Origin of the sequence: Prevotella corporis DSM 18810 = JCM 8529, assembly GCF_000430525.1 — a bacterium.
Taxonomy (GTDB): Bacteria; Bacteroidota; Bacteroidia; order Bacteroidales; family Bacteroidaceae; genus Prevotella; species Prevotella corporis.
On record NZ_AUME01000027.1, the window covers coordinates 1 to 24,075 of the forward strand.

Consider the following 24,075-nt stretch of genomic DNA (forward strand, 5'->3'; position numbering starts at 1 on the left):
CGTTCCTCGCTTTCGCTGCGTATCAACCCTAAGAGAATGGGATAGAAGTTTCCGCTGCGACTGCGCGGAATACGGAGCGAGAACTCAAAGCCGTGACTGTACCAACGACGAGAACGGAAGCCATTGCATTGCTCATGGGCATTTTCGCTGACGAACAACTCTCGTTCATGATACATCAGGGAGTTCATGATTAATGACTGAAGGGTAACAAAACCCTCGCTGCTACTTGTGTAATTCGAAAGAATTTCCGAAATTTGCGAATGTGTAAGTTTCATTGTTTTTTCTTTTTTAAAGTTTTCAAATACAAAGATAAGAAAAAAGAAGCTTACACACTTTTATAGGACAGTACCTGGCCCAATTCCGCAACAAGCATCGCGAACGGCTCATCTCCCTGCTTGTCATGAAGCGCTATTTCGACTTCACCAATGACCCACGGTAGGATTGTTTCCCGTCTTTCGCCACTTGCGCATGAACAGTCGCATTGCTGAAGGTGAGCCATTGGTTTGCAATAGGTGACCTATTGCGTGGCGAAAGCTCACCTATCATCGTGCAAAAGCTCACCTATCATATTGAGTTTTGTATTGTACTGATGTTCAGTTAGTTGTAAATGTAATTTTGAAGGCTGTCTTTCAACTATATATTCTATGTCTGGTATTCCAAAAAAAAGATGCAATTACTATCAGAATTTCCAACGTATTTGCAGTTCCAAATCGGTCATTGACGATGCGTTTATTTGCTGAAGTCCAGACGATATGTGGTCGCGGTCGAAATATTTCGTGCTACCACATTTCATGATGAGCATCAGATGGCGGTTGAAATCGGCACGGGCGAACAGACTGTAGCGGAGCCCTTTGCCATAGAAAGCTGGAAAACTGAACGAGTAGAGCAATCCTCTCTCATAGACATAGAGGCGCGACGAATAGTCGTTGGTGTGGAAATAGCCGATGCTGGCTGATGCCTGAAGCCACCTTAGCGGATGAAAGGTGGCATGCTCGCTGAGCATATAACCGAAGCTGGCTGACTTGTAATCGCTGTTTGCAACGTCAATCTGTGTCTTGCTGGCCCATTTTGGCATGGAATAGCTGAACGAGAGCCGGCCGCGTTGTGTCGTTTCATGGATGAGTGCTGTCTTTTCGGCATTGTCTTTCGTACGAATTTTAAGGCGGTAGCGGGCTGATAGCGATATGCTTCCTCGCGTATAGATGGCCGATATCAGATTATCCCATGCGTCGCTGGCCGCCGATGCTTGGTAGCGAGGTTGCGAAAAGTAAGCGTAATCGGTGTAAGCCATCAGCGACAGGTGGCGGTTGAATCGCCAGTCCATTCCCAACAGCACCCCGTTCTCGTTCTGAACGCTTCCCCCTTCGCTGAAACTCTCGGAGTGAAGGGAGTGGTATTGGTAGCCATAGAATCGTTGAACGGCCATCAGCGACAAAGAGCGACTGGCCTGAAACGAAGCGATGTTGAGCGTGGCGATGCCTCCGCATCCGCCCGTTGCCGTCTCTCCGCTGAGGCTCCAGCGATGGTTCATGTAGCCGTAGTTGATGCTTGCGTTCCAAAAGTCATAGCCCTCAGGATAATAAAGCCTGTGAACCTGTTTCTTGTTGGGCTCCAACGGCCGGTTGAAATGGACAAAAAGCCCTGTGATGCCTGCATGAAAACCATTGTTTCGCCACTGAATGTTTCCACCAGCTGACGTCTGGGAAGCATTATGCTTTCTCATCATCTCCAGTTTGGTGCGGTGGTAGCCCGATTCGATGATGGTTTGTATGGCGCCGCGGTCGTTTAGCGTTGCGTCTATCCACCGATTGGAGACGAAAGCCGAGATATCGGTGTGCTTTCCGACGGCAACGGTCGTGGCTGCACCCTGCAAATAGTTCGCTTGCGACCGTGAAGAGTGGGCCCTTATGGCATTGTTCGTCCGTCCGAGATTAGAAATCATGGCGAGTTTGCCAAACCCGAAGTCGTTGTTGATGACCAGTCCTTGTCCGAATCTCACCTTGTATCGTCCCACTGCCAAGGTTTTGATTATTCCCAGCTTCCTGACGATTGCGTAGAAGCTGTAGTGATCATAGCCCATAGCATTCTTGTCGGCGAAGAAAGGCTCGCCACTGTCTTGCGATCCCACAAGTCCCACCTGCAAATACTCACCGAAACTGAATTTATAGCGGAGCGAATGCTGATATTTGTAGCCCAGATAGCCATTGATGTCGCCCTTACGGTCGTAGAAAGGCAGCTTGGCGGCAAGCGTCAGGTCATGTTTGCCGTGTTTGAGGATGTTCCTCAGCGATGGGAAGGCTGCCGTCTCGTCGTTTGATACATAGACGAAGTGTTGCAGCAGCTGTCTTCTCGTGTCGTCGAGTGATTCAATCAACATCAGTTCGCCCAATGTTTTCATGCCGTTGTATTGATATACGTAGGCCAGTAAGTCCTCTATTTGGGTGGCATTGAGAAAGGGAATGCGCTCCAGATCGTCGCGATTGGCGGTGTTGATGTTGATGGGATGCTGTTCAAGCTCGGTGAGAACTTCAAATGCATCCTCACGGCTGCCAATGTTGTCATCATCGAATTGGTACAGCTCATCTAAGTATTTCCCCCACGAGTGTTCTGTTTGTGCTTTTCCTGACAGAGAGATGAACACCATGATAATAATAAAATAGATCTTTTTCACTTTTCTATATTTATATTAGATTGTAAGACTAAAATGTTAAAAAATCATTCTTTGCAACCTTTCTTTTTGCTTATATGAACATAAATCTCTATATTTGCATCAGAGAATGATTCTCATTTCATTGAAAGGCTACGTGTGACGTAGCTCACTTGTGTAGATGAATGGGAATCATTCTCTATTTTTTTGCTTTCGATATATCTCTTTTGTAGTTGCTTGGCTTGAATGACCAGTGGCTGTAAGGTAGCTCCCATCTGTCGGACAGTTCTTTTGTTCGTGTGTTTACTCCAATATTAAATCTGGGATGCAGTTTTCTGATCCTATTATTTATATACTTGTATAAATCTTCTTTCAGCTTAGTGCGAGTCCCCCGCTTACCTGTTATGGCGTCTTTTATTTTGTGTTTGTCGTTGAGACGGAAGCACATTGCACCCAATATCAAATCCATGAATTGCAAGGGAAGATGCTTTTTCGAATCCACTTCGCATATATCTTCCATTTTTATATGAAGATGTGCTTTCTTAAAACTATCATCGAAGTTCAATCCGAATAGATATCTCTTGAATTCTTTTGCGTCATCGCCTTTCAAAGGCATGTCATCTAATAGAAGTTTTATGTTTGTTTCCTCAGCGTTGGGATTTGAATACTGAAGTCCGAATCCATGTTTTATAAACTGATAGTAGAGCAAGGGATATTCTTTTCTTTTCTGTTCTTTTGTCAAGCCTTGCGGAACAAACTGGTTATTGCGGAAGAATATCCTGATTTTTGCCAAGTCATTCTCAAGCAAATCAAATATAAAGTCTATCAGTATCTTGTATTTCTCAAATGTGAACTTGTTGACTTTTTGCCATTTTATCTCTTCATAATCCAGTCCTACCTCTGATATTTTTGTTTGGCTCATGTGCAAGACTTTATCAACGTTAACTGATTCTATCAGAATACCACCATAAAAATTTGAATAATAAGTTCCTTCCTTGTCACTTTCGTCTAACCATATATAAAGCATTTCGTGCTAATTTAAGATTTAAGTTTCAACTTTTGTTTTTCGTACTCCCAAAAACTACATTGGAATTAGATAGAATTAAGATTCATGCAAAAGTAGTTTATATTTCCGGGAACTACAAACAAAAACTCAAATTAATATTAAAAAAGGAAACTGAATCGAGAAATAATCATTACTTTTGTCAGCGTATGAGCATCGGAAGAATATTTCTCGCATTGTGTCTTCCGCTATTGACGATGACGGCAATGGCGCAAGACCATATCAATCCTGAGGACCGCGTGGTGGATATGGATTCGCCAACGTTCGTTCCGATGGTTCATATTGGAAAGGCTAAGGTGGGATCGGACAGCATTCAGTATGTGCGCACGAACAAAATCTATATCTTCCCACCCTTGGAGTTCAAGAACGAGGCGCAGAAGCAGGCTTACAACCGATTGGTGGCCAACATCAAGAAGGTGTTGCCTCTTGCAAAGGAGTGCAACCAGATGATTTTGGAGACGGGTGCCTATCTTGAGACGCTGCCGACGAAGAAGGAACGCAGCGAGCACATGAAGCGAGTGGAAAAAAGTATTAAGGAACAATACACGCCCCGCATGAAGAAGCTCACCCATTCGCAGGGAAAACTTCTCATCAAACTTATCGACCGGGAGACCAACTCATCGAGTTACGAACTCATACAGGCTTTCCTCGGTCCCGTGCGCGCTGGCTTCTATCAGGCCTTCGCATGGTTGTTCGGTGCCAGTTTGAAGAAGCGTTACGACCCCAAAGGTGCAGACCGACTTGTCGAACGTATCGTGCTGCAGGTTGAGGCCGGACAGTTGTAGCATGGCGAGACACAGCATTTATGTATGCTCCGGTCTATGGAGCAACGTGGTATGGTGGTGTAAGCATCACCATCTGATAAGTCAAAAGCTAACACAGTCTTACTGTAACTCCCCTGAATTGCAAGATATTCAGGGGAGTTTTATTTGTCAACGGAAGGCTGAAAGCGAGTAACAACAACCCGAAAGCGCCAGTTGCACGCTAACTCCCCCACCTATGCGGATTGATTGGCTGGAGGATTTCGACTTGTCGGCAGAGAAACGGTCCGCAGAGCCTCAACTTTCTACATGATTCCAGTCTGCGTATCTTTGTGTCCGAGCTTCTTTTGTACGTCACGGTATCTGCGTCCGTATTCGAATTTCCACGAAACACTGAGATTTAAGAGATTTCCACTGTCGCTTCCACTGAACAACTGTTTTTTAGAAATGAATCGATTGAGTATTGCACTCTCTTCCAATCGCGGATGGGAGATGAGCGGATTTTGCCAATAAAGCGACAAAATCAGGTTTCTCACTCTGTAAGCACCCTTCAAAAACACATAACCGCCGTGGTGGGCCTGTGTCTCTCCCTCCACAAACTTCCATCCATTGTCGGCATAAGCACTGATAACCCACCGCCCCAGATAGGCATTCAAACTGCCAGAGACGAAAGCGCTCGTAAGATAGTGCTTGTATTCATCACCTTTATTCAGGAACCGGAAAACGCCCCCTGTCAAAGTGCAAGTCAGTTTGTCGGGAATGATGTCACAGCTCATCGCATTCTGAAGGTAGAACATCTCTATCCGCTTTTGGTTAGCTTGGAGATAATGGAACTGGTTATCGGCAGTCCGGATATATTTCGACATGTTGGGATGACTGTTATTTCGATAAGCGATGTCGAATGTGTTGGTAAACCGGGGCTTATTGTAGCTCAACGACAAGGTTTGCTCCACCACTTTGTTCGGTTCGATGTTGGGATTGCCCACCCGCCACTCTCTGCTATTCTCGCGAATCATCGTATTGCTGATCATGGCAATTTTGGAAACGTGCTCGTAGATCTCAAAAGAGTATCGCAGGCTCAAAGGGGCTGCCAAGTGGTAGCTGAGCGTAAGTTTGGGACGGAAAAGCCAATAATTGAATTTGTCGGCCGATTGTCTGTACCGTTGATTCGTAACGCCAAGCCCAGCAACGTACGACAACTTACCGCTCATTCCTTTTACCTCGCTGAAAAGATAAAGATCATGGTTGTGCATTTGATTCAACGACTGCACGTCGCCCTTGTATTCATTCCTCGTGTATTTGATGCCATGTGCGAGCCCCATGGTAATTGTGAACGGTTTAAGCCTGTTTTCATAGATCGCCTCGGAATGAAGCGACCATGTCCGCCCATCCACGTTGTAGGAGTAGGGTACTCCCTCATCCTGATAGCTGTCATTCTCGGTCGTGATTCCTGTCCCGACGACATTCGTCGTCAAGCTCTGATGGTCACCCAGCCTGTGATAGAAGTACAGATCCAGAACCGGCGAGTTGCTGTTTGAACTGTTCCGTCGGGTGGCCATCATTTTTTGGAGTCCGTCCACAATGCTTTGCCTTTCGTCGTAATTAGGCATTTTGTTGAGATTGGCCGACAACGATACTTGAAAGACATAGCTCGCAGAGTCGGCAAGACTGTATTTCAATTGCAATGTGTGGTCGAATGTTCTATTCCGCGAGGCTAAGGTCGCTCTTTCTATATGATAGACAGAACCGTCATTCAACAGATAATTGGCGATTTCTGTCAGTTTCGCACCCTTGAAATCACGATAGGTAAGGTTGTAGTTGATCCCCCATTCCGATTTTCCATGATTAACCCTCGCAAAAACAGAGTTATTGCCATTCCAAGCCGTGATACTGTTGGAAAGGTCTGCACCAACCGCCCCTCCACTATCATGCCGATAAGTCCGTATATCGATGACAACACCCGTCTCTTTCCCATATCTAACACCTGGATTGTCGATGAAATCGATGTTTTTCACAAGTTTCGGAGATAGCCCAATCAGGTCTTCCTTGGTGGCTACGATGCCATTAATCCTTATTTGCACAGCTCCCTCATTCCCCAACGCAGTGACGGTTCGCATAACCTCATCTACTCTTATTCTCGGTAGATTCAGTTTTGAAAGCAGGTCGTAGCCATTGGTGGTGGAGTTGCGTTGCGACAACGAAGGGATAATGAGCTTTCCGTCTGCCTTTTCGACAACTCTCGCATGCTCAACGGTAACCTCGCCCAGCTCAACGACTTTTTCCGCCACATCACCGACCAGACTATCCGCTGCCGTCGTGCGCTCGTCCTGAGCTCTTGCGCCTGTCACCGCAACAAACATCAATACTAAAATAATACTTTTCTTCATCTTTGACATTTTGATTAGTTGCGGCAAAGATAGCCGAAGAACTTCAAAAGTTGCCCGAAAACTGTCTGACAACTGTCTGACAATGTCCAGTCGGGACCTTACTTCAGACTTTTTCGCTCATTTTTCAAAATCGGTTCGTAAGAGTATGTAGTGGTTTTGTTTGATTACCGATCAGCTTGCTTGCCGTTCTATTGAAGACATGGCAGACTAAGGCGAAAGGGAACGACGGAGAAAATGCTGGCAAACGAATGAAATCGGTTAGGAAACGATTTGCTTATCAGCAAATAGTGAAATCGCAGTAGAATGAACAATTGGGGATGATTCCACATCGCACAGCCGTGACGAACGGCCTTTGTCGGAACGATAATTTCACGGTGAAATTCAAAAGGCTTAGCTTTCGCACCGCAAAAGGTCACCTATCGCAATGTAAAAGGTCACCTATCGAAGGGTAAAAGGTGACCTTTTGGAAGCTAAAGTCTATTCGTCTGAATATCTGATGGTTACAAATACGCTTTTAATCCATCTTCTCTAACCGGTATTCTTTTCCTCTTTCGTTGACTATTTTCACCTTGCCCCGCTCTTCAATCACAGGCCTTATTCGCCTGATGAGCGTGTAAAGGGTGTCACTGGCATCGGGTTTCTTGGGCCATAAACGATCGCAGATTTCCTTTTTTGACACCGTATGCTGGTCGTTGGACAGGAACAACCGCATCAACTCCGACTGCAAAGGCGTCAATGGTATGGGATTGTCGTGCGAGTCATAGAACTGTGCCGATGATTGTGAATAGACCAATTCGCCGAACACCGTCATCCCCGCTTTCTTACGTCTGACAATCTTGAGAGAAACAAGCAGCCACAAGGAGGAGAGGCATATCAAAAGGTAGGGAATACGTTGGTCAGACATTCCCCAGACGGTAGCAAAAGAACAGGTAGCGTAGCTCTGAAAAGCTACTTCCCTGTCCTTTCCCCTCCATTTTATCCTTTTGCTGCACAGCGCTTTCGGAGCGTTCGGCTGCGCATAGGAAAGGAATGACTCGGCCCGCAATGCATCAATCTTCAAGTTTCGCCTGTAATCGTTGATGGTGTCGGGCGTAATCCATGCCTCTCGCTTAGCAGACAATGTTTGTTCCAATGCCTGATTCATGTCATTGATAATCGTCTGTTCGGTATAATTATACCTATCAATACTCGATAGAACAGCGGAGGACAAGAGAATCATGAAAACAAAAACTACAAACCATGGTTTCATAGGCAATCATTAATTGTTCGGATTTCGTGAGAGCAAAGATAGCAAATTTCGTTTATTTACCCAAGAATAAGCGGGAGAATAAACCCCACATACGAATCCTGAGCTGGTCGATGAGGATGGGCATGAGATATAAGACCGTGACAAGGACGACCGTATGAAAAAGCAATTGGAACCCAGAGGCAGTCATGAACAATTGCCTGACGATGGGATAAAACACTTGCTGATAGAAGTCAGGATGGGCATGGAAAAGATAAACGGCAAAGCATGAACGGCCCATCCAATTCACAATTTTGCAATGGAAACGGAGTTGCGAAAAGGCCAAAAGCAACAAGACTGAGCAAAGAATGTTGACGGGAGAGTTGTACTGGTAGAGTTTGTCGAGCCACGACTCACGACCGGAAGCTACAAGAACGTAACCAAGAAGCACAACGGGCATCATGACTGCGGCATAGAAGAGGAAATAGAATTTGGGCTTATGCAGCGTGAAAGTCGGACGATGGATGCTGAAATAACGTGCCAACAGATAGAGACAGATGAAGAACAACGGCGAGCAACCTCGATCGAACCACTTGTCATCGCTAATCCAACCGTAAAGGAACATCAGTCCGAACAAGGCAAAAAGGAGCATTCGCTGTTCTTTCGCTGTGGTATTCTCCGCAAATCGGTTGAGCAAAGGCGACAGAATGAACAGTATAAGGTAAGCGCCCACGAACCAATATCCGTTCGTCAGTAACAAATGGAGGAAGTAATTGACAGAGAAGGGTGTCCGCCCGATGGAGACGATCACAAGATAGATGGGCAAAGAATAGAAAAGAACTTGAAAGACGAGCGTTCCCAGCTTATGCAACGTGAAGCGGATGCCGTACCAACCGGAAACCAACACAAACAGATTGACGCACGACATGGTAAGCGACTTCAGTCCGACGACACCCAAAATTGTGCTCAAGGGACTCGCTTCGATGACATGAAGTTCAATACCCATCCCCAGAAAGTCGAGATGAAAGAGTATTACGGATAACATTGCCACCAACCGGAGCAACTCCATGTTCGAATCGCGCTTCAGATATTTACAGTCTGTTGCCATCGTTATACCCCACGTTCGGCCCAGTCTCCCCTGTCGAGGCTGCGATAGCCGATCGCCTCTGCTATGTGGTGAGCCTGCACTGACTCAGAATTCTCAAGGTCGGCGATGGTCCGCGCCACCTTCAAGATGCGGTTATAGGCGCGGGCAGAGAGCTTCAGCCGCTCCATAGCCGAGCGTAAGAGCGTTTTCGACTGCTCGTCGGGCTCGGCATACTGGTGAATCATGCGCTCGGTCATCTGCGCATTGCAATGGATATTGGGATGGTCTTTGAACCGTTCCGTCTGGACGGCACGAGCTTTGATGACCCGCTCACGTATGGCAGCACTCGCTTCGCCCGGAGAGGCCTTGCTGATGTCGGCAAAAGGCAAGGCACTTAATTCTATCTGAAGGTCGATTCTGTCGAGCAATGGCCCTGAAATCTTAGAGAGATACCGCTGTATCTGTCCCGGAGTACAGACACAATGATGCGTCGTATCGCCGTAATAGCCACACGGACAAGGATTCATGCTTGCCACAAACATGAAGCTACAAGGGTAGGTCACTGTGTATTTGGCCCGCGAAATGGTAATAGTCCGGTCCTCCAAGGGCTGCCTCAGCACTTCCAGCGTGTGCTTGTTGAACTCCGGAAGCTCATCCGTGAACAACACTCCGTTATGAGCGAGCGTTATTTCGCCAGGCATCGGAGTCATTCCGCCACCCACGAGGGCCACTTCGGATATCGTATGATGAGGGCTGCGGAACGGTCGCTGTGCGATCAGTCCCGTATTTTTCTTCAGTTTCCCAGCAATGGAGTGGATTTGCGTGGTCTCCAAGCTCTCGTTGAGCGACAACGGCGGAAGAATGGAAGGCAATCGCTTCGCCATCATACTCTTTCCGCTTCCCGGTGGGCCAACCATGATGACGTTGTGAGAACCAGCGGCCGCCACTTCGAGGGCCCTTTTGACGCTCTCTTGCCCACGAACATCTGCAAAATCCAAGTCGCTGACATACTGACTGTCGTAAAATTCCTTTCTCGTATCTACGAAACAAGGCTCTGGGGCATAAGCGTCGTTGAGAAAGTTGATGACCTCCATGATGTTGCTCATTCCATAAACGTCAAGTGAATCCACCACTGCGGCCTCGTGCTCGTTGGCCTTTGGAACGATCAACCCTTTGAATTTCTCGGCCCTTGCTTTGATTGCAATCGGCAAAGCTCCCTTAATGGGCTGCAAAGTGCCATCAAGGCTCAGCTCTCCGACAAGCATGTAGTCGCCGAGGCGGTCGGAATGCATCTTTTCGTTGGCCGCAAGTATGGCGACAGCTAAGGGAAGGTCGAAACTTGATCCCTCCTTGCGCAAGTCGGCTGGCGAAAGATTGGCTGTTATGTCGGCAACGGGAAACTTATAGCCTACGTTCAGCAGAGCCGCCGCTATGCGATCGTGGCTCTCCTTTACGGCAACGTCGGCCAATCCTGTAAGATGGTACAGCACCCCACGTGTGATGCTCACTTCGACAGTGACGGTCGTTACCTCCATTCCGTTCACTGCGGCACAATATGTCTTTACAAGCATTACTTATTAAGGTTGTTGAGTCTCTGTCTTAGCGTACTTGCGTTTACCCTACGTTCAGTTATCTTTCCGTTCTTGATGACGATATTGTCGGGTACGGTGTTCAGACCGAGTGTTTTCAGTAGCTTACCCTCCATCATCTGCCCATCGCAGATGTTGCGGAAGGAGATGTTGTCTCGCTCAATAATGTTGCGAGCCTCCTTTACATCAGCATCAACGCAGATGCCGATGACTGTCGCCTGTCCTTTCTTTGACAGCTCATCCAATGCCCGTTGCGTGTCGAGACTTTCGTAACTCCACGAAGCCCATGTGCTAATGATGACCGTCTTGCCCTGCAAATCGGCAGCTTTGACGAGCTTTCCGTCCATGTCACGGGCAGTGAAGTTGGGCAATTGGTTGCCGATGCTGGCATTTTTCAGTCGATGCAGCTGGCTTTTCAACATCGACAGCGTACCGTTCTTGGGTTGTTCGGCGCTCATCAGATTCACAAGCTCCAACGCTTGCTTAAAGTCAGCTCCCTCATTTTGCAGGAAATACTTATCCGTCAGATACACACTGACAGGCGACTCAGGATGGTCTTTCACGAATTGGATGGCATACTTCACCTCTTGGGGTGGCGAGGCCTCAGACACTTGCTTCCGGAAGTCGGTCATCAGCTTGTTGGCATCGGTCCCTTTGACCTCCATCTCTTTCAGATGCGATGCGTCGGCTGTCACTTCGACGGCCTCTCCTGGTTCTGTGAAGATGGGTTGCGTTGAAAAGTTCGGGAAGATGATGACGAGTGTTGCATCGAACTGGCTGGGAATCTCATACGTGAAGCGACCGCCCTCAATCTTGATGGTGTCCAACCCGTCGATGGCCCCATCGGGACTATACACATAAAGCTCACCTTGATTCATGTGCAACAAATGCCCTTCCATCTTGAAGTGCCCGCTGCGAGTACCACAAGAAACCAATAGCAGTGATAGAAGAATAAAATATACTATTTGCTTCATGTGAGAAAGATTTAAGAAACCATTCTATATTCCTCATAGAATATAAGAAGTGCCGCGAGCGGGACTCGAACCCGCACAGCCATTACTGGCCAAGGGATTTTAAGTCCCTCGTGTCTACCAATTCCACCATTGCGGCAAACCGAGTGCAAAGATAAGGCTAAATATCGAAAATCACAAGAATTTTGTAGTTTTTATTATCTGACAGATGGCAAAATGACCACAAAACGAATCGTGGCTTGACGCAGACAGGATGGGACTACTGGTCCTAAATATGTGCTGACACTTGCCCATCTTTACCTTTCCGCCGTGCAAACAGTTCGGCAATGATGAGGTGTCGCAGCAACTCTCCTCACTCTTCGAGCAACCGTTAGGAGGAAAAGAAAATTTCGGATTGAAGTAAAAGAAATTTACAGTTAAGCCATCACGACTGATTTTATAAAAAACTGATAGTCAGTGCAAAAGATTTTGCATTGCAAAACATCATCTATTGCACCACGAAAGCTGACCTTTCGCCGTGCAATAGCTAAGCTATGACAGAACGGAAGCTAAGTAATGGAACATGATTGCTGAATTATTTTGACAAAATCTCTCAACTGACATTCACTCTTTCGCCCCGTCCACTATCCGCAAGGCTCAACTGGCGAAGGCCTCAGTTCACGTTTAACACCCCGTAAGGTCCGCGCGAAACTGCACGATAACGGATGAGCGGCTTGCCTTCCCCCCCCGACAAGATGTTACCGCCAGTGTTCATGTTATAGGTCCGTCCGCAATTACCACATCTTGCAACTCCCGCCCCATTCATTGTCAGTTCATAGGCTTTCAGAGGCAGAGCATTGAAATCGAAACAGTTGGGACATTGTAGGTCGAAGGCATAGAATCTTGCGGGCTGATCGAGATTGCCATAGCCCACAATAAGCCCCTGTTGCATGCCCACACGTCGATAGCTCTCCAGCCGCAGGTCGATGGCCGTGAAGCGTTTCTCCGACGACAGCCCCTGATTGTTGGTGAAGCTGAAGAAGTTGGCTCCGTTCCTATAGACGGGTCTTATGATTGTGAAAACACCTGGCGACATCTGGTTCATCGAACTGGCCAGTGTCGCATCCAGATGAGTGCTGTTGTCAATCGTCAGATAGCAGTGATGGTCGCTGTATTCAAACTCGATATTGTCTCCGCATGAAGCAAAAAGAAGCAAGGCGATGAGCCACAGTAGTGGTGTTTTGAACATATTGAAAGATTAAATGTAAAAAATCACTTCCCGAACATCAATAAATAACATCTGATACGTTCTTGCCCATGACACTTTTCCGCATTATTACTTTGCGAGCAGTGCCTATTGGTAGCCCCTTCCTGAAGGAGAGGGGTTGCCAAGAATCTATTAATAGGGTATCATGGCCAATGCCTCGGCAATCTTTTCCACCCCCTCCTGAAGTGGGCCAGACACCATTCCCTTGGCAAAGAAAGGAATATCGGCATCGATTGTCAAGCGCATTTTCGAGTTGTGCTCATCAGTGGGTAGCACTTGAATCCAGAAATTGAATGACATCGGCGACTTCTCGCTCGCAAACTTAATCATTTTTGGTTCCTCACGCTCAATGATGCGCATGCTTACCTGACCAACGGGAGGCACATTGACCGATATGGTATCCTTGTCGAAAGTCAAATCCTTCAGCTTATCTCCAGGAACCTTGTCCTTGACCTTCTCTATATTCGTCAAATCGCTCAGCATGTCATAGACGTTTTGCTGGGGATAGGGTATTTGTTTTACGTTGCTTTCAAATTTACTCATAATCTTTTGTAAATGAGTTGATGGCGATTCATGCCGAAAAAGCTCGGCTTCTATCGCACAATTACTTCATCCAATTCTCTGGAGACTTGCGCCACTCGTTGAGCAAAGGCACGTCCGACTGCTTGATATAACCAGTCTCCAGGGCCTTTTCCACAACATTCTGGTAGTCAGTGAGCGTCACCAGTCTCACGTTTGCCTCGCTGAAAGCCTGCTCTGCCACAGGGAAGCCGTAAGTATAGGAAGCCACCATGCCGACAACCTCGAACCCTGCCTCGCGCAAAGCTGAGACAGCCTTGAGCGATGAGCCACCCGTGGAAATCAAGTCCTCAACAACCACAACCTTAGAGCCCAATGGCAATTCGCCCTCTATTTGGTTTTTCATGCCGTGATCCTTTGGTTTCGGACGCACATAGGCATAAGGCATGGCCAGTTCGTCGGCCACCAATGCTCCCTGAGCTATGGCACCAGTGGCCACTCCTGCAACGGCTGTAGCCTCTGGGAAATGTTTCATAATGGCATGGGTCAGTTCCAACTTCACGAACGAGCGCACATCGTGGAACGAAAGTGTCTTGCGGTTGTCGCAATAGAACGGCGATTTCCATCCGCTCGCCCATGTAAAAGGATCGTTGGGCTGCAGTTTGATAGCCTTGATGCCAAGCAATTTGCCGGCAAATATTTTCTTTAAATCTTCCATGTGTATCGATTGATATTATAAATCCTCGGCAAAGGTAGTCAACTTTTGGCGAATCCCAAAGCCATAATACTGATTTTTACATTCTTAGCCTTAGCCACTTCCCGTCCGAATGCCGTCATTGTGGCTCCCGTGGTAATGACATCATCAATAAGAAGTACGTGCTTGTTCTCCAATACCTTGGCATCTATTAGTTCAAAGTCGTTCTCCACGTTCTCATTGCGCTGCCATCGGTCTTTCTGAGTTTGGCTTCCCTTGAACGATTTGCGCCTGACGGCATTTTCAATGATGGGCAATCCTGTCACCGTCTTTATGCCACGGGCTATCTCCACACTCTGATTGTAGCCCCGTTGACGAATACGCTTGCGCGCCAGCGGAACAGGGAGCAGCAGATTGATGTCGTCGAAGAAGCCGGTGGACAGGTATTCGCCTGCCATCATTCGTCCCAAGTCTTCTCCTATCTCTGGATGATCGAAATATTTGAGCTTGTAGATGAGGCGACTGGTGGGCGATTGCGGGTTGTAATAGCAGAAAGCGACGCATTTCCCCACAGGAATCCTTCCCCAAAAGAGGCGCGCCAACTCGTTGTCGAGCAGCGACGAGTGGTAGTTTGTCCTTGGAAGGCTGAGGTTGCAGGCTCCACAGAGAACTTCTTCGGTAACCCCCAGCCGACTGTCGCACACCGGACAGACGCGCGGAGCTATGAAATCGAACAAGCGTGTCCAAAGGCTAATCGTCCTCTTCATTGTCAAAATCAATGTCATCGACCATCGTTGCGTCATCTATACATCTGCGAATAAGGTCGAGAGTGAAGCCACGGCCCATCGCAAACTTGATAAGTTTCATCGAACGCTCGTATTCGGAATTACCTTTGATGGTCGGATATTTGCTTTTCATGAGCGGACGAAGCACCACGAGATACTCCTCGTCGTCAATATCGTCAAGAATGGGCTGCGAGACATGTCCCGGCACTCGCTTCATCCATAGCGCCTGCTCTATTTTTCTGCGCCCCCATTTGTTGTAAGCTATCTTGTCGTGCACGAAAGACTGTGTGAACCGCTTGTCATCGACGTACTTGTGGTCGATGAGATAGTCGATAATGCGCTCTTGTGCATCATTTGCGATGCTCCATTTCCGCATCTTTTCCATTATCTCACCAGAGCAATGCTCGCCCCGCGCACAGAGATCGCCGAGTTTTTTCAGAGCTTCCGCTTCGGTCATTATTTTCTTTTGTATCATGGCTTGATGGCTTTGGCAAAACGTTTCTTCCCGAATTGGTCGTTGCGCAGTTCAATATTGGTGTAACCTAAGTCAGCCAACATCGCTTCCACCTTATATATATAGAACGGGTTGGTCTCAAAATAAAGCGCACCTGCTGACCTCAATGCATCCCAACCGTATTCGGCGATGGCACGATAGAAGCGTATCGGGTCGTCATCGGGCACGAACAGCGCCGTTGCCGGTTCGTAACCGAGCACGTTTTGCGCCATTCCGCTCCGTTCGTTGTCACAGATGTAGGGCGGATTGCTCACGATGATGTTGTAAGCCGATGTCCTCCCGCAAGGGCTCAAGATGTCTTCGAGCCTGAAATTGACCTCAGCCCCCAGCGCAATGGCATTGTTTCGGGCAACAAGCAGCGCATCGCCCGATATGTCGCAGGCCTCCAGTTCCGAGTTGTCGAGCTCAAGTGCCAACGTGATAGCAATGCATCCGCTTCCCGTCCCCACATCCAGCACTTGCAATGGCTCAGGCGGCTGAAGGGCACAATAGGGCCGATTGTTGTCCGATAATATCCACTGGCAAAGCGTTTCGGTCTCAGGACGCGGAATCAGCACACCCCTCTCCACGTGAAAAGTGCGATGACAGAAGTCGGCTTCGCCCAAAACATACTGCACAGGCTCAGCCTGTTCGAGCCGCAGCATTATTTTTTCGAGCTCACCACTGTCGTCTGCAGATAATTCACTAACTTTGCCCGTATAAATATCTGTCAGGGAAAGCCCAAAGCGCACCTCCAACACCGTGCGGACGATTGCTTGCGCCTCGCCTTCGGGATAGAGATGGCCAAGTCGTTGGCATAGTTTCTGATAAGACATATTGCAAAGGTAGAAAATAAAACGAAATGAAACAAGAGGAAACAGACGAAATATACATGCGCCGATGCCTACAACTGGCGCGCAACGGGCAGCAGTTGGCAAAGCCCAACCCCATGGTGGGTGCGGTGATTGTGAGCCAAGCAGGTCAAATAATCGGCGAAGGCTACCACGTTCGATGCGGTGAGGGGCATGCCGAGGTGAACGCTTTCGCATCGGTGCGCACCGAGGACGAACCACTCTTACCCGAATCGACTGTCTATGTCAGCCTCGAACCGTGCTCTCACTACGGAAAAACACCACCATGCGCCGACCTGATTGTCGGCAAGGGGGTAAAAAGAGTGGTATGTGGCTGCGTCGATCCCTTTCCCGAAGTGCAGGGACGGGGCATCCGACGCATACGAGAAGCTGGCATCGAGGTTACCGTAGGTGTGTTGAAAAAGGAATGTCTGGAGTTGAACCGCAAGTTCATCACGTTCAATACGCTGAAGCGTCCGTACATCATATTGAAGTGGGCGCAGACGGAAAACAGAATTATCGGAAACAGTTCCACCATCCTTCCTAATGACGAAGGAAGCAGAACACAGGCAAACCCCTCACATTGTCAGAACGTCCCGACAGCTTCCTTGCAAATATCGACACCGTTTACAAAAATGCTCGTGCATAAATTGCGTGCCGAAAACGATGCCATTCTTGTGGGAAGAGTGACCGACGAGCTCGAACACCCGCAGCTCAACGTGCGCGAATGGAGCGGCCCCAATCCCTGTAAGTGCGTCTTGTCGTCCACGATTCCTGTCCGATCTGCATCGCCCGGCACACTCTCATTCACGGGTATTGGTCCGCTATTGTCCTATCTCTACGAACACAAGCTGCAAAGCCTCATTGTCGAAGGAGGAGCACACACCCTCCAGTCGTTCATCGACGAGGGTTTGTGGGATGAAATCAGAATAGAAACCGCCCCATTCACCGCTGACGAAGGTATCGGAAGCCCTCGTCTGCCCACCAACAGCCACCTTGTAAAAACGGAATACTACGAAAACTGCATAGCGACATACAGGCGACTAACGGAATAAATCCCAACTTCAAGATGATTACAGCACATTTGCAACATTGCAAAAGATGAGCTATTGCATTGTCATAGGTCACCTTTCGCACTACGATAGGTCACCTATGGCAATGCGAAAGCTTATTAGTCGGAAAACGGAAGGTCAGCGGCATTCAGGCAGCTCATCGCAAACGGTCATCAAATAGCTTACAAGCTCACCCGACTGCTCTCCAAAAATGCAGCCAGATGACGATGAATGCGAATGCCGGTACTTGTTGAAAGCAGGACGAACAATACGCCTAAAAAATGGGACGATGAGGCTCTGTTTTCCTTTTTGTACGTATTTATTACCCATAAGGGAATAAACTTTTGGCAAATACGGAGAGTTGAATTACCTTTGTTGATGCAATTTTATGAAAAACCATGAATTGTCGGCAATAAGACAAGCAGCGTTGAGCGAGATTGAGTGTCCGAACGAGATGCGAAAATCGAGTAATACACGTCTGATAGCTGTCCCGTAACAACAAAATATTACAAATAAAATAAATAAAACACTATGAAAGAGAATAGAAAAGAACTGAACCGCAACTTGGCACAGATGCTCAAAGGCGGTGTGATTATGGACGTTACAACTCCCGAACAGGCTAAAATCGCAGAGGCAGCAGGTGCTTGTGCGGTAATGGCACTGGAGCGTATCCCAGCCGACATTCGTGCAGCAGGTGGTGTCTCGCGTATGAGCGACCCTAAAATGATACGTGGCATTCAAGAGGCGGTGAGCATTCCTGTTATGGCAAAGGTGCGTATCGGCCATTTTGTTGAGGCTCAGCTCCTTCAGGCTATAGAAATCGACTATATCGACGAGAGCGAAGTGCTTTCACCAGCTGATGATATCTACCACATTGACAAGAACCAGTTCGACGTTCCGTTTGTTTGTGGTGCGAAAGACTTAGGCGAGGCTTTGCGCCGCATCGCCGAAGGTGCTACGATGATTCGTACAAAGGGCGAGCCTGGTACAGGCGACATCATTCAGGCAGTGCGTCACATGCGCTTGATTCAGAGCGAAATGCACCGTCTGACATCCATGGGTGAGGATGAACTCTACGAAGCTGCAAAGCAGTTGCGTTCTCCTTACGATCTCGTGAAGTACGTTCACGACAACGGAAAGTTGCCAGTAGTGAACTTTGCAGCCGGTGGTGTGGCTACTCCTGCTGACGCTGCGCTGATGATGCAACTTGGTGCAGAGGGTGTGTTCGTAGGCTCAGGTATCTTCAAGTCTGGCAATCCGGAGAAGCGTGCACGTGCCATCGTTCAGGCAGTCACCAACTACAAGGATGCGAAGATGATTGCAGAGTTGAGCGAAGACCTCGGTGAGGCAATGGTAGGCATCAACGAGAGCGAAATCGAAGTGCTGATGGCCGAGCGCGGCAAGTAAAGCAAGAATCACAATAGCCGAGTTATGAGAATTGCGATTCTGGCACTTCAGGGTGCTTTCGCCGAGCACGCTCGCATGATGCAGAAGATTGGCGCGGAGACCTTTGAGGTTCGACAAGCAGCCGACTGGGAACAGCCCAAGGATGGGCTGATCATCCCTGGCGGTGAGAGTACCGTCATGCTGAAACTCCTGCACGAACTGAATCTGTTCGAGCCGATTAAGCGTGATATTGAGCAAGGACTGCCCGTCTATGGTACGTGTGCGGGACTGATATTGCTGTCGAAGGAGGTTGACAATGCTAACAGTTCATACGATCGCTTTGCGACAATGAACATACACACTTGTAGGAATGCTTATGGCAGACAGATGGGAAGTTTCGCAACCACGGCACCCATGAAGGGCATTGCCGAACCTGTGCCCATGACTTTCATCCGCGCACCTTATATCGAGAGTGCCGGAGAGGGAGTGGAGATACTGGCTGAGGTTGACGGACACATCGTTGCTGCCCAACAGGGCAATCAGCTTGTGACGGCCTTCCATCCAGAATTGGGACAGGATACGAGGGTACATGAATATTTCAGCCACCTTGTTTCGTCGTCAGCCTCACGCTGAAAGCATAAATCTTTGCAAGGATAGTGATTGGAATCAAGCCTGAATGACAAGTCAGGTGTTGACATAATCGAGAATCGGTCATCAGGCAGTACGTTCACAATCGGATGATGTCAATATGGCTTCATGACTGATTTGAAAAAAAGATTTGCCCTATCAGACACTTGTGGCTGATGGGGCATTTTTCGGTGCCATTCTCTCACCTGCCGATGGGACTACTCTCGTTCTTCATTCTCCGTTTCGTTATCAGCGATTTGAGCTATGGAGAGGGTTAAGAGAGAACTAAGTTGACACTGTAAGGTTAGTTTTTAGAAGTCGTAGGCTTCTGCCAGAAATAGTCAGGGTCGCTCGTCAGCATTGTATCTTCTGTTGCCTTTGATGTGAATCCCTGTGGCACCAGTCCTATATAAGTCCTTTTTATGTCTCTGAAACGTGGTTCAGGATTAAAGCAATTGAAGTCAGTACATTCCAGCCAATAAAGGTTTTTGGCCATGTAGTAATCCAAATAATACTCTTTGGTGTATGTTTTCTTATTGTTCCAATTGGCATCCTCGTTCAGAACAAGGGGTTGGTTGGCAATCAGTCTGCTTCTCACTTCTTCAATGCTCAACAGATTTCCCTTATCGTCCTCTACATAGGCGTTGAAGGTGGGGTCCATCCAAAGCCATTTGTCGAGTTTTTGAGAATAGACGCAGCAAATCACATGGCAATCGGTATCGTTGGCGTCTTGTGGCAGGCAGGTTACATAGCGGGTGGGATAACCCATTGCCAGATACATGCCGCAGAGTGTGATTGCAAGTTGGCGACAGTTCACGCCCTTGCCAGTCGTCTTGTGATAGTTGTAGATGTCTATGGGGTCGCTCTCGCAAAAGCCAAAGTTGCCGCCATCGTGCTGAATGGTATCGTGAACGAACTTCAGTATGTTTTTGAATTTGGAAATCTCGTCACCATTTCCCGCCACCGAGTCAAGGTTAAAGAAATTGCGGGTGTATTTCAAAGAGTAATTCTCTGGAGACTGGTATCTGAAATGAGGTAACGAATCGGTGCATTCCTTGTTGTAACCCTTGCTGTGCTGCAAGATGAAAAGTTTGTCATACTGACGAATCGATTCCAATATCTTCTTGAATTTCTTGTCGTTTTGTATGTTCTTAAAATCTTCGTCATTCTTTGCGCTACGATAGTTGGTGTATCCGCAAGCAACACTCTGCCGAAAAGCATCAATCGCCTCTTTGCGTTTGTTGACTAACGAATAGGAACAAGCCTGATTATAATAGAGGATGGCTACACTGTTCTTGATAGCTGCGCCATATTTCTCATTTTCTTCTTTCGACAATTCCATTCCATTCCAAAGCTTCAACATTTGGTTGATGGACTGGATTGCTGCCGAATAGTCTTTGTTTTCGTATTGAGCTTTGTAGGCACTATCAAGAGGAGTTAGCTCTGCAATGAGTTTGTTCATTCGGTCCGAATCTGTTTGCGCATGGGCTGACAATGCAGCGATAATCAAAGCAAAAAATAATAATAGGTTCTTTTTCATTGTTTTATGTATTTTTGTTTATATAAATGTTTCGGGCTGTACCTCCCATTCTCTTCAATTAAAAGCAATTTGTTCATTGCAGAAGCAAAGATAATTAATTCGTTTTCTTGTTCTACTACACTTTTGGGTAATTTTGCGGTGAACAAAAGAAAAACTACACTTTTGTGTAGTGAATATAAGACATTTGTATAAATTTTTGTACTTTTGGACAGTAATTTAGTGATAGACATGACAAAGAAAGACGACTTTTTCATACCTTCCAACACGATAGGAAGAATAGAGAATGAACAATATGGGCATATTGTTCCGTTAATCCGTACAGTAGAGGCCTTTTCTCGGTTGTCGTATCAAAGTGTCTATCTGATTGATTACTCACAACAAAATTTCCTGTATGTATCAGACAATCCGCTCTTTCTTTGCGGTCTCTCGTCTCAAGAGGTGAGAGAGCTCGGTTATGCCTATTATCTAAAATATGTACCCGAAGAAGAGCAATCAATGCTGGTTCAGATCAACAGTGGGGGCTTTCGATTATTCGATTCTCTTCCCATGGAGGAACGACAAAGGTGCTACGTAACCTATGATTTTCATTTGTTGTATGACAGGAAGAAAATCCTGATTAACCATAAGCTCACCCCGATTCTGCTGTCCGATGAGGGAAAAGTGTGGATTGCGATGTGCATCGTCTCGCTCTCAACGCATGATACGGCGGGACACATAGAGTTTCATCAAGATGGAAAGTCTGACTATTGGAGGTACTCATTGGAAGGACATCGGTGGATTAAGCAGGAGGGGGTAGTGCTGAAAGAGGAAGAAAAGGATATGCTCCGGCTTGCATCTTCGGGGTTGACCATGAATGAGATAGCCGAAAGAATGTGTAAATCGGTTGACACCGTTAAGTTCTATCGTAGAAATATGTTTGAGCGGTTGAAGGTTGCAAATATCACCGAAGCGCTGTCATTTGCCACCAACAACAAACTTCTTTAGCTGGATTCTTTGGCTGACATGTGCAAACCTTAGCTTTAACTGCTTCATCAACTCAACGATCGCTGAGCTTTTCTTTTGAGATTGGTGAAACATCTGAAAAATCCTGGTTGTCATTCTTCTGAGCTTATGAGTGAGACCACTGCCGGATTCTGAATGTCCGACACTTTTTGTAAAGCATTCCGAGACATAGCCCGTCAATTTTCTATTGTGTTTTTTCAGAAATTTTCCTCAAATGTTCCTGTAAAAAGAAAGGAAGTTGCCGTATCTTAATGATAACCAACAACTTCCTTTTCTATTAATGTACCCAGACCCGGTACAATATCGTAAAAATAAGAGAAACTAAAAGAATATATTATATTGATAATCAGCTATTTGCAATTTTCTTATATTTAGTGATTTTGCCCTTTTTTGCCTGTTTTTTGTTAGATAGTACACTTTTAGTACACTTTGATATTTCAAACTTTTTAGTATCTTTGCAAAATAAGAAAACATCTGAAAATAAACGAGTTAATGATTTTACTCGGTTTGATACACATTTAGGTACATAACTATCAACTATGGCAAAATTAGAAAATAAAGCAAAAGAAAACCCGAAATTGGAGCAAAATGTGCTTTCTGATGGTCAAATAAGTCTTTATCTGGAGTATTATCTTGGTAGAGAAGAAACACCTGTATTGGACGAGGACGGTAACCCTGTTTTATATGAAACAGGTAAGATGGTGGGTAAACCCAAAGTACACATCAAGCACAATAGGCGAAAAGAGAATTTGCAGTTGTATTTGATAGCCAAGCCCCGTACCCCTGTGGAACGGCAAAAGAACAAAGAAACGCTTGAACTGGCTGCCAAGATCCGTGCAGAGCGTGAACAACAATTTAAGGAGAGTATGCTCGGCTATCGTCTGAAGAAAGATAGAAATATCAATTTCTTGGACTACTATCAGGCTTACATTGACAGTTATACAAAGAAAGACTTGCGGATGATAAAGATAGCCTTGAATCGTTTTAGGGATTTTCTGAAAGAGCAATACCCACTCTATGAGTTTGGCATTAAGCCTGACTTGATAACTAAAGATATGATGGAACACTTTGTTGAATACCTGCAATCAAGAAGTGTGGGTGAGGGAGCAAAGAGTATTTACCAACGTTTCAAGAAAGTGGTGCGCTACGCCATCGACCATGAAGTGATGTTGAAAGATCCCTGTAAGGGTGTGGTATGCAAAGTGGATGAACAGATTCTTCGTAAAGATGTGTTGTCTATGGATGAAATCCAATCACTGATTCAATGCCATTACGATAATGAAAACCCAAATGTCAGACGAGCATTTATCCTATGTCTTTATTGTGGACTGCGCTTCTGCGATGTGAAAGACTTAACCTATAAAAATATAGATTACACCAATCGCTTATTGAAGTTTGAGCAGAATAAGACCAAAGGACATTCTGCGCATAGTGGCGTTGTCATCCCCCTAAACGATGGATTATTGTCATTGATTGGTGATGCACCTGAAGACTTGGATTCCTCGATATTCAATTTACCTTCTTATGAAAGCTGTAGCAAATCTGTTAAACGGTGGGTAAAGCGTGCAGGCATCAACAAACATATCAGTTGGCATTGTGCTCGCCATAGCTTTGCCGTGAACATCCTCAATAATGGGGCTAACATTAAAACCGTCGCCAGCCTATTGGGGCATAGCGGATTGAAGCACACAGAGAAATACACCCGTGCAGTGGATAAGCTAAAGTCGGAAGCGATAAATAGTTTACCAGAATTAAAAATGTAGGACTTGATTTATATGGTCTATTCTTAGTCCAAATCTTTTCTAATTGTAATCAGACAGACATGATGAGGAAAACGCCAATTTAGTGATATTTTTGGCTAAACAAATCCATATTTTGCATTATCTTCAAAAAAATGTGTACTTTTGTATTTATAACGAATCTATAATCCATTATGGACAAAGATATTAATCGCATAAAAGTAGTGTTAGCAGAAAAGAAAAGGACAAATAAATGGTTGGCTGAACAACTAGGGTGTGCACCTACTACAGTATCTAAGTGGTGTACCAATGCATGTCAACCACCTATGGAGACATATCTGAAAATAGCCAAGCTGCTCGAAGTAGATATAGCCGAGTTGCTTAACAAAGAATATTTCAAATCAATATAGT

Annotated in this window: 23 protein-coding genes and 1 tRNA gene; 7 read left to right on the forward strand and 17 right to left on the reverse strand. The window is 46.4% G+C overall.

What is annotated here, in order from left to right; translation table 11 throughout:
- The 4 genes from H515_RS0106020 to H515_RS0106035 all read right to left on the reverse strand — a co-directional run.
- Positions 1-275, reverse strand: a 275-nt coding sequence (locus H515_RS0106020; RefSeq protein ID WP_028901711.1) for a transposase, incomplete at its 3' end; no start/stop codon positions are given.
- Positions 276-408: 133 nt separating this feature from the next.
- Complete coding sequence (locus tag H515_RS14515; protein WP_154653662.1) at positions 409-546, reverse strand: hypothetical protein; 138 nt, start codon at positions 544-546, stop codon at positions 409-411.
- A 133-nt stretch (positions 547-679) separates the two neighbouring features.
- On the reverse strand, positions 680-2,671 hold the full coding sequence (locus H515_RS0106030; protein ID WP_372587405.1) for a helix-hairpin-helix domain-containing protein: 1,992 nt from the start codon (positions 2,669-2,671) through the stop codon (positions 680-682).
- A gap of 175 nt (positions 2,672-2,846) precedes the next feature.
- Positions 2,847-3,674, reverse strand: coding sequence for a DUF3800 domain-containing protein (locus H515_RS0106035; RefSeq protein ID WP_025876987.1), 828 nt, complete (start codon positions 3,672-3,674; stop codon positions 2,847-2,849).
- A gap of 185 nt (positions 3,675-3,859) precedes the next feature.
- On the opposite strand from H515_RS0106035, the gene H515_RS0106040 reads away from it, so the two are divergent.
- The gene (locus tag H515_RS0106040) at positions 3,860-4,495 is read left to right on the forward strand and encodes a DUF4294 domain-containing protein (RefSeq protein WP_025876988.1); all 636 of its coding nucleotides are present in this window, start codon (positions 3,860-3,862) and stop codon (positions 4,493-4,495) included.
- A gap of 281 nt (positions 4,496-4,776) precedes the next feature.
- Here the strand turns inward: H515_RS0106040 and H515_RS0106045 are convergent, their stop codons facing one another.
- The 12 genes from H515_RS0106045 to prmC all read right to left on the reverse strand — a co-directional run bounded on the left by H515_RS0106045 (position 4,777) and on the right by prmC (position 16,303).
- Complete coding sequence (locus tag H515_RS0106045) at positions 4,777-6,858, reverse strand: TonB-dependent receptor (protein WP_025876989.1); 2,082 nt, start codon at positions 6,856-6,858, stop codon at positions 4,777-4,779.
- 514 nt (positions 6,859-7,372) lie between these two features.
- On the reverse strand, positions 7,373-8,107 hold the full coding sequence (locus tag H515_RS0106050) for a helix-turn-helix domain-containing protein (protein WP_025876994.1): 735 nt from the start codon (positions 8,105-8,107) through the stop codon (positions 7,373-7,375).
- A gap of 52 nt (positions 8,108-8,159) precedes the next feature.
- Complete coding sequence (locus H515_RS0106055) at positions 8,160-9,191, reverse strand: acyltransferase family protein (protein WP_025876996.1); 1,032 nt, start codon at positions 9,189-9,191, stop codon at positions 8,160-8,162.
- A 2-nt stretch (positions 9,192-9,193) separates the two neighbouring features.
- On the reverse strand, positions 9,194-10,741 hold the full coding sequence (locus tag H515_RS0106060) for a YifB family Mg chelatase-like AAA ATPase (protein ID WP_028901713.1): 1,548 nt from the start codon (positions 10,739-10,741) through the stop codon (positions 9,194-9,196).
- Complete coding sequence (locus H515_RS0106065) at positions 10,741-11,733, reverse strand: TlpA disulfide reductase family protein (RefSeq protein ID WP_025877000.1); 993 nt, start codon at positions 11,731-11,733, stop codon at positions 10,741-10,743. The genes H515_RS0106060 and H515_RS0106065 overlap by 1 nt, the downstream gene beginning before the upstream one ends.
- Before the next feature lie 50 nt (positions 11,734-11,783).
- Positions 11,784-11,869: transfer RNA gene (locus tag H515_RS0106070), tRNA-Leu, on the reverse strand.
- A gap of 513 nt (positions 11,870-12,382) precedes the next feature.
- Entirely contained in the window at positions 12,383-12,958 is a 576-nt protein-coding gene (locus H515_RS0106075) for a hypothetical protein (RefSeq protein WP_036891560.1), read from the reverse strand.
- Between the two features lie 150 nt (positions 12,959-13,108).
- Complete coding sequence (locus tag H515_RS0106080; protein ID WP_025877002.1) at positions 13,109-13,519, reverse strand: SRPBCC family protein; 411 nt, start codon at positions 13,517-13,519, stop codon at positions 13,109-13,111.
- A gap of 61 nt (positions 13,520-13,580) precedes the next feature.
- The gene (pyrE, locus tag H515_RS0106085) at positions 13,581-14,213 is read right to left on the reverse strand and encodes an orotate phosphoribosyltransferase (RefSeq protein WP_028901715.1); all 633 of its coding nucleotides are present in this window, start codon (positions 14,211-14,213) and stop codon (positions 13,581-13,583) included.
- Positions 14,214-14,251: 38 nt separating this feature from the next.
- Complete coding sequence (locus H515_RS0106090) at positions 14,252-14,956, reverse strand: ComF family protein (RefSeq protein WP_025877009.1); 705 nt, start codon at positions 14,954-14,956, stop codon at positions 14,252-14,254.
- Complete coding sequence (locus H515_RS0106095; RefSeq protein ID WP_025877011.1) at positions 14,940-15,449, reverse strand: regulatory protein RecX; 510 nt, start codon at positions 15,447-15,449, stop codon at positions 14,940-14,942. Before H515_RS0106095 ends, H515_RS0106090 begins: the two co-directional genes overlap by 17 nt.
- The gene (gene prmC / locus H515_RS0106100; protein ID WP_028901716.1) at positions 15,446-16,303 is read right to left on the reverse strand and encodes a peptide chain release factor N(5)-glutamine methyltransferase; all 858 of its coding nucleotides are present in this window, start codon (positions 16,301-16,303) and stop codon (positions 15,446-15,448) included. Before prmC ends, H515_RS0106095 begins: the two co-directional genes overlap by 4 nt.
- A 26-nt stretch (positions 16,304-16,329) precedes the next feature.
- Here prmC and ribD point away from each other — a divergent pair, with 26 nt between their 5' ends.
- From ribD to pdxT, 3 genes are all read left to right on the forward strand, one after another.
- Positions 16,330-17,373 carry a bifunctional diaminohydroxyphosphoribosylaminopyrimidine deaminase/5-amino-6-(5-phosphoribosylamino)uracil reductase RibD gene (gene ribD, locus H515_RS0106105; RefSeq protein ID WP_025877012.1) on the forward strand — a complete coding sequence of 348 codons (1,044 nt, stop codon included), beginning with the start codon at positions 16,330-16,332 and terminating at the stop codon, positions 17,371-17,373.
- A 528-nt stretch (positions 17,374-17,901) separates the two neighbouring features.
- On the forward strand, positions 17,902-18,777 hold the full coding sequence (pdxS, locus tag H515_RS0106115) for a pyridoxal 5'-phosphate synthase lyase subunit PdxS (protein ID WP_025877016.1): 876 nt from the start codon (positions 17,902-17,904) through the stop codon (positions 18,775-18,777).
- Between the two features lie 24 nt (positions 18,778-18,801).
- Complete coding sequence (gene pdxT / locus H515_RS0106120; RefSeq protein WP_028901717.1) at positions 18,802-19,389, forward strand: pyridoxal 5'-phosphate synthase glutaminase subunit PdxT; 588 nt, start codon at positions 18,802-18,804, stop codon at positions 19,387-19,389.
- A 298-nt stretch (positions 19,390-19,687) separates the two neighbouring features.
- Here the strand turns inward: pdxT and H515_RS0106125 are convergent, their stop codons facing one another.
- Entirely contained in the window at positions 19,688-20,923 is a 1,236-nt protein-coding gene (locus H515_RS0106125) for a transglutaminase-like domain-containing protein (protein WP_025877018.1), read from the reverse strand.
- 228 nt (positions 20,924-21,151) lie between these two features.
- Between H515_RS0106125 and H515_RS0106135 the strand changes: the two genes are divergently transcribed.
- The 3 genes from H515_RS0106135 (at position 21,152) to H515_RS0106150 (ending at position 24,074) form a co-directional block, all read left to right on the forward strand.
- Positions 21,152-21,907, forward strand: coding sequence for a response regulator transcription factor (locus tag H515_RS0106135; RefSeq protein WP_025877022.1), 756 nt, complete (start codon positions 21,152-21,154; stop codon positions 21,905-21,907).
- A gap of 557 nt (positions 21,908-22,464) precedes the next feature.
- The gene (locus tag H515_RS0106145; RefSeq protein WP_025877024.1) at positions 22,465-23,688 is read left to right on the forward strand and encodes a site-specific integrase; all 1,224 of its coding nucleotides are present in this window, start codon (positions 22,465-22,467) and stop codon (positions 23,686-23,688) included.
- A 170-nt stretch (positions 23,689-23,858) separates the two neighbouring features.
- Complete coding sequence (locus H515_RS0106150) at positions 23,859-24,074, forward strand: helix-turn-helix transcriptional regulator (RefSeq protein ID WP_004368860.1); 216 nt, start codon at positions 23,859-23,861, stop codon at positions 24,072-24,074.
- Position 24,075: the final 1 nt, after the last annotated feature.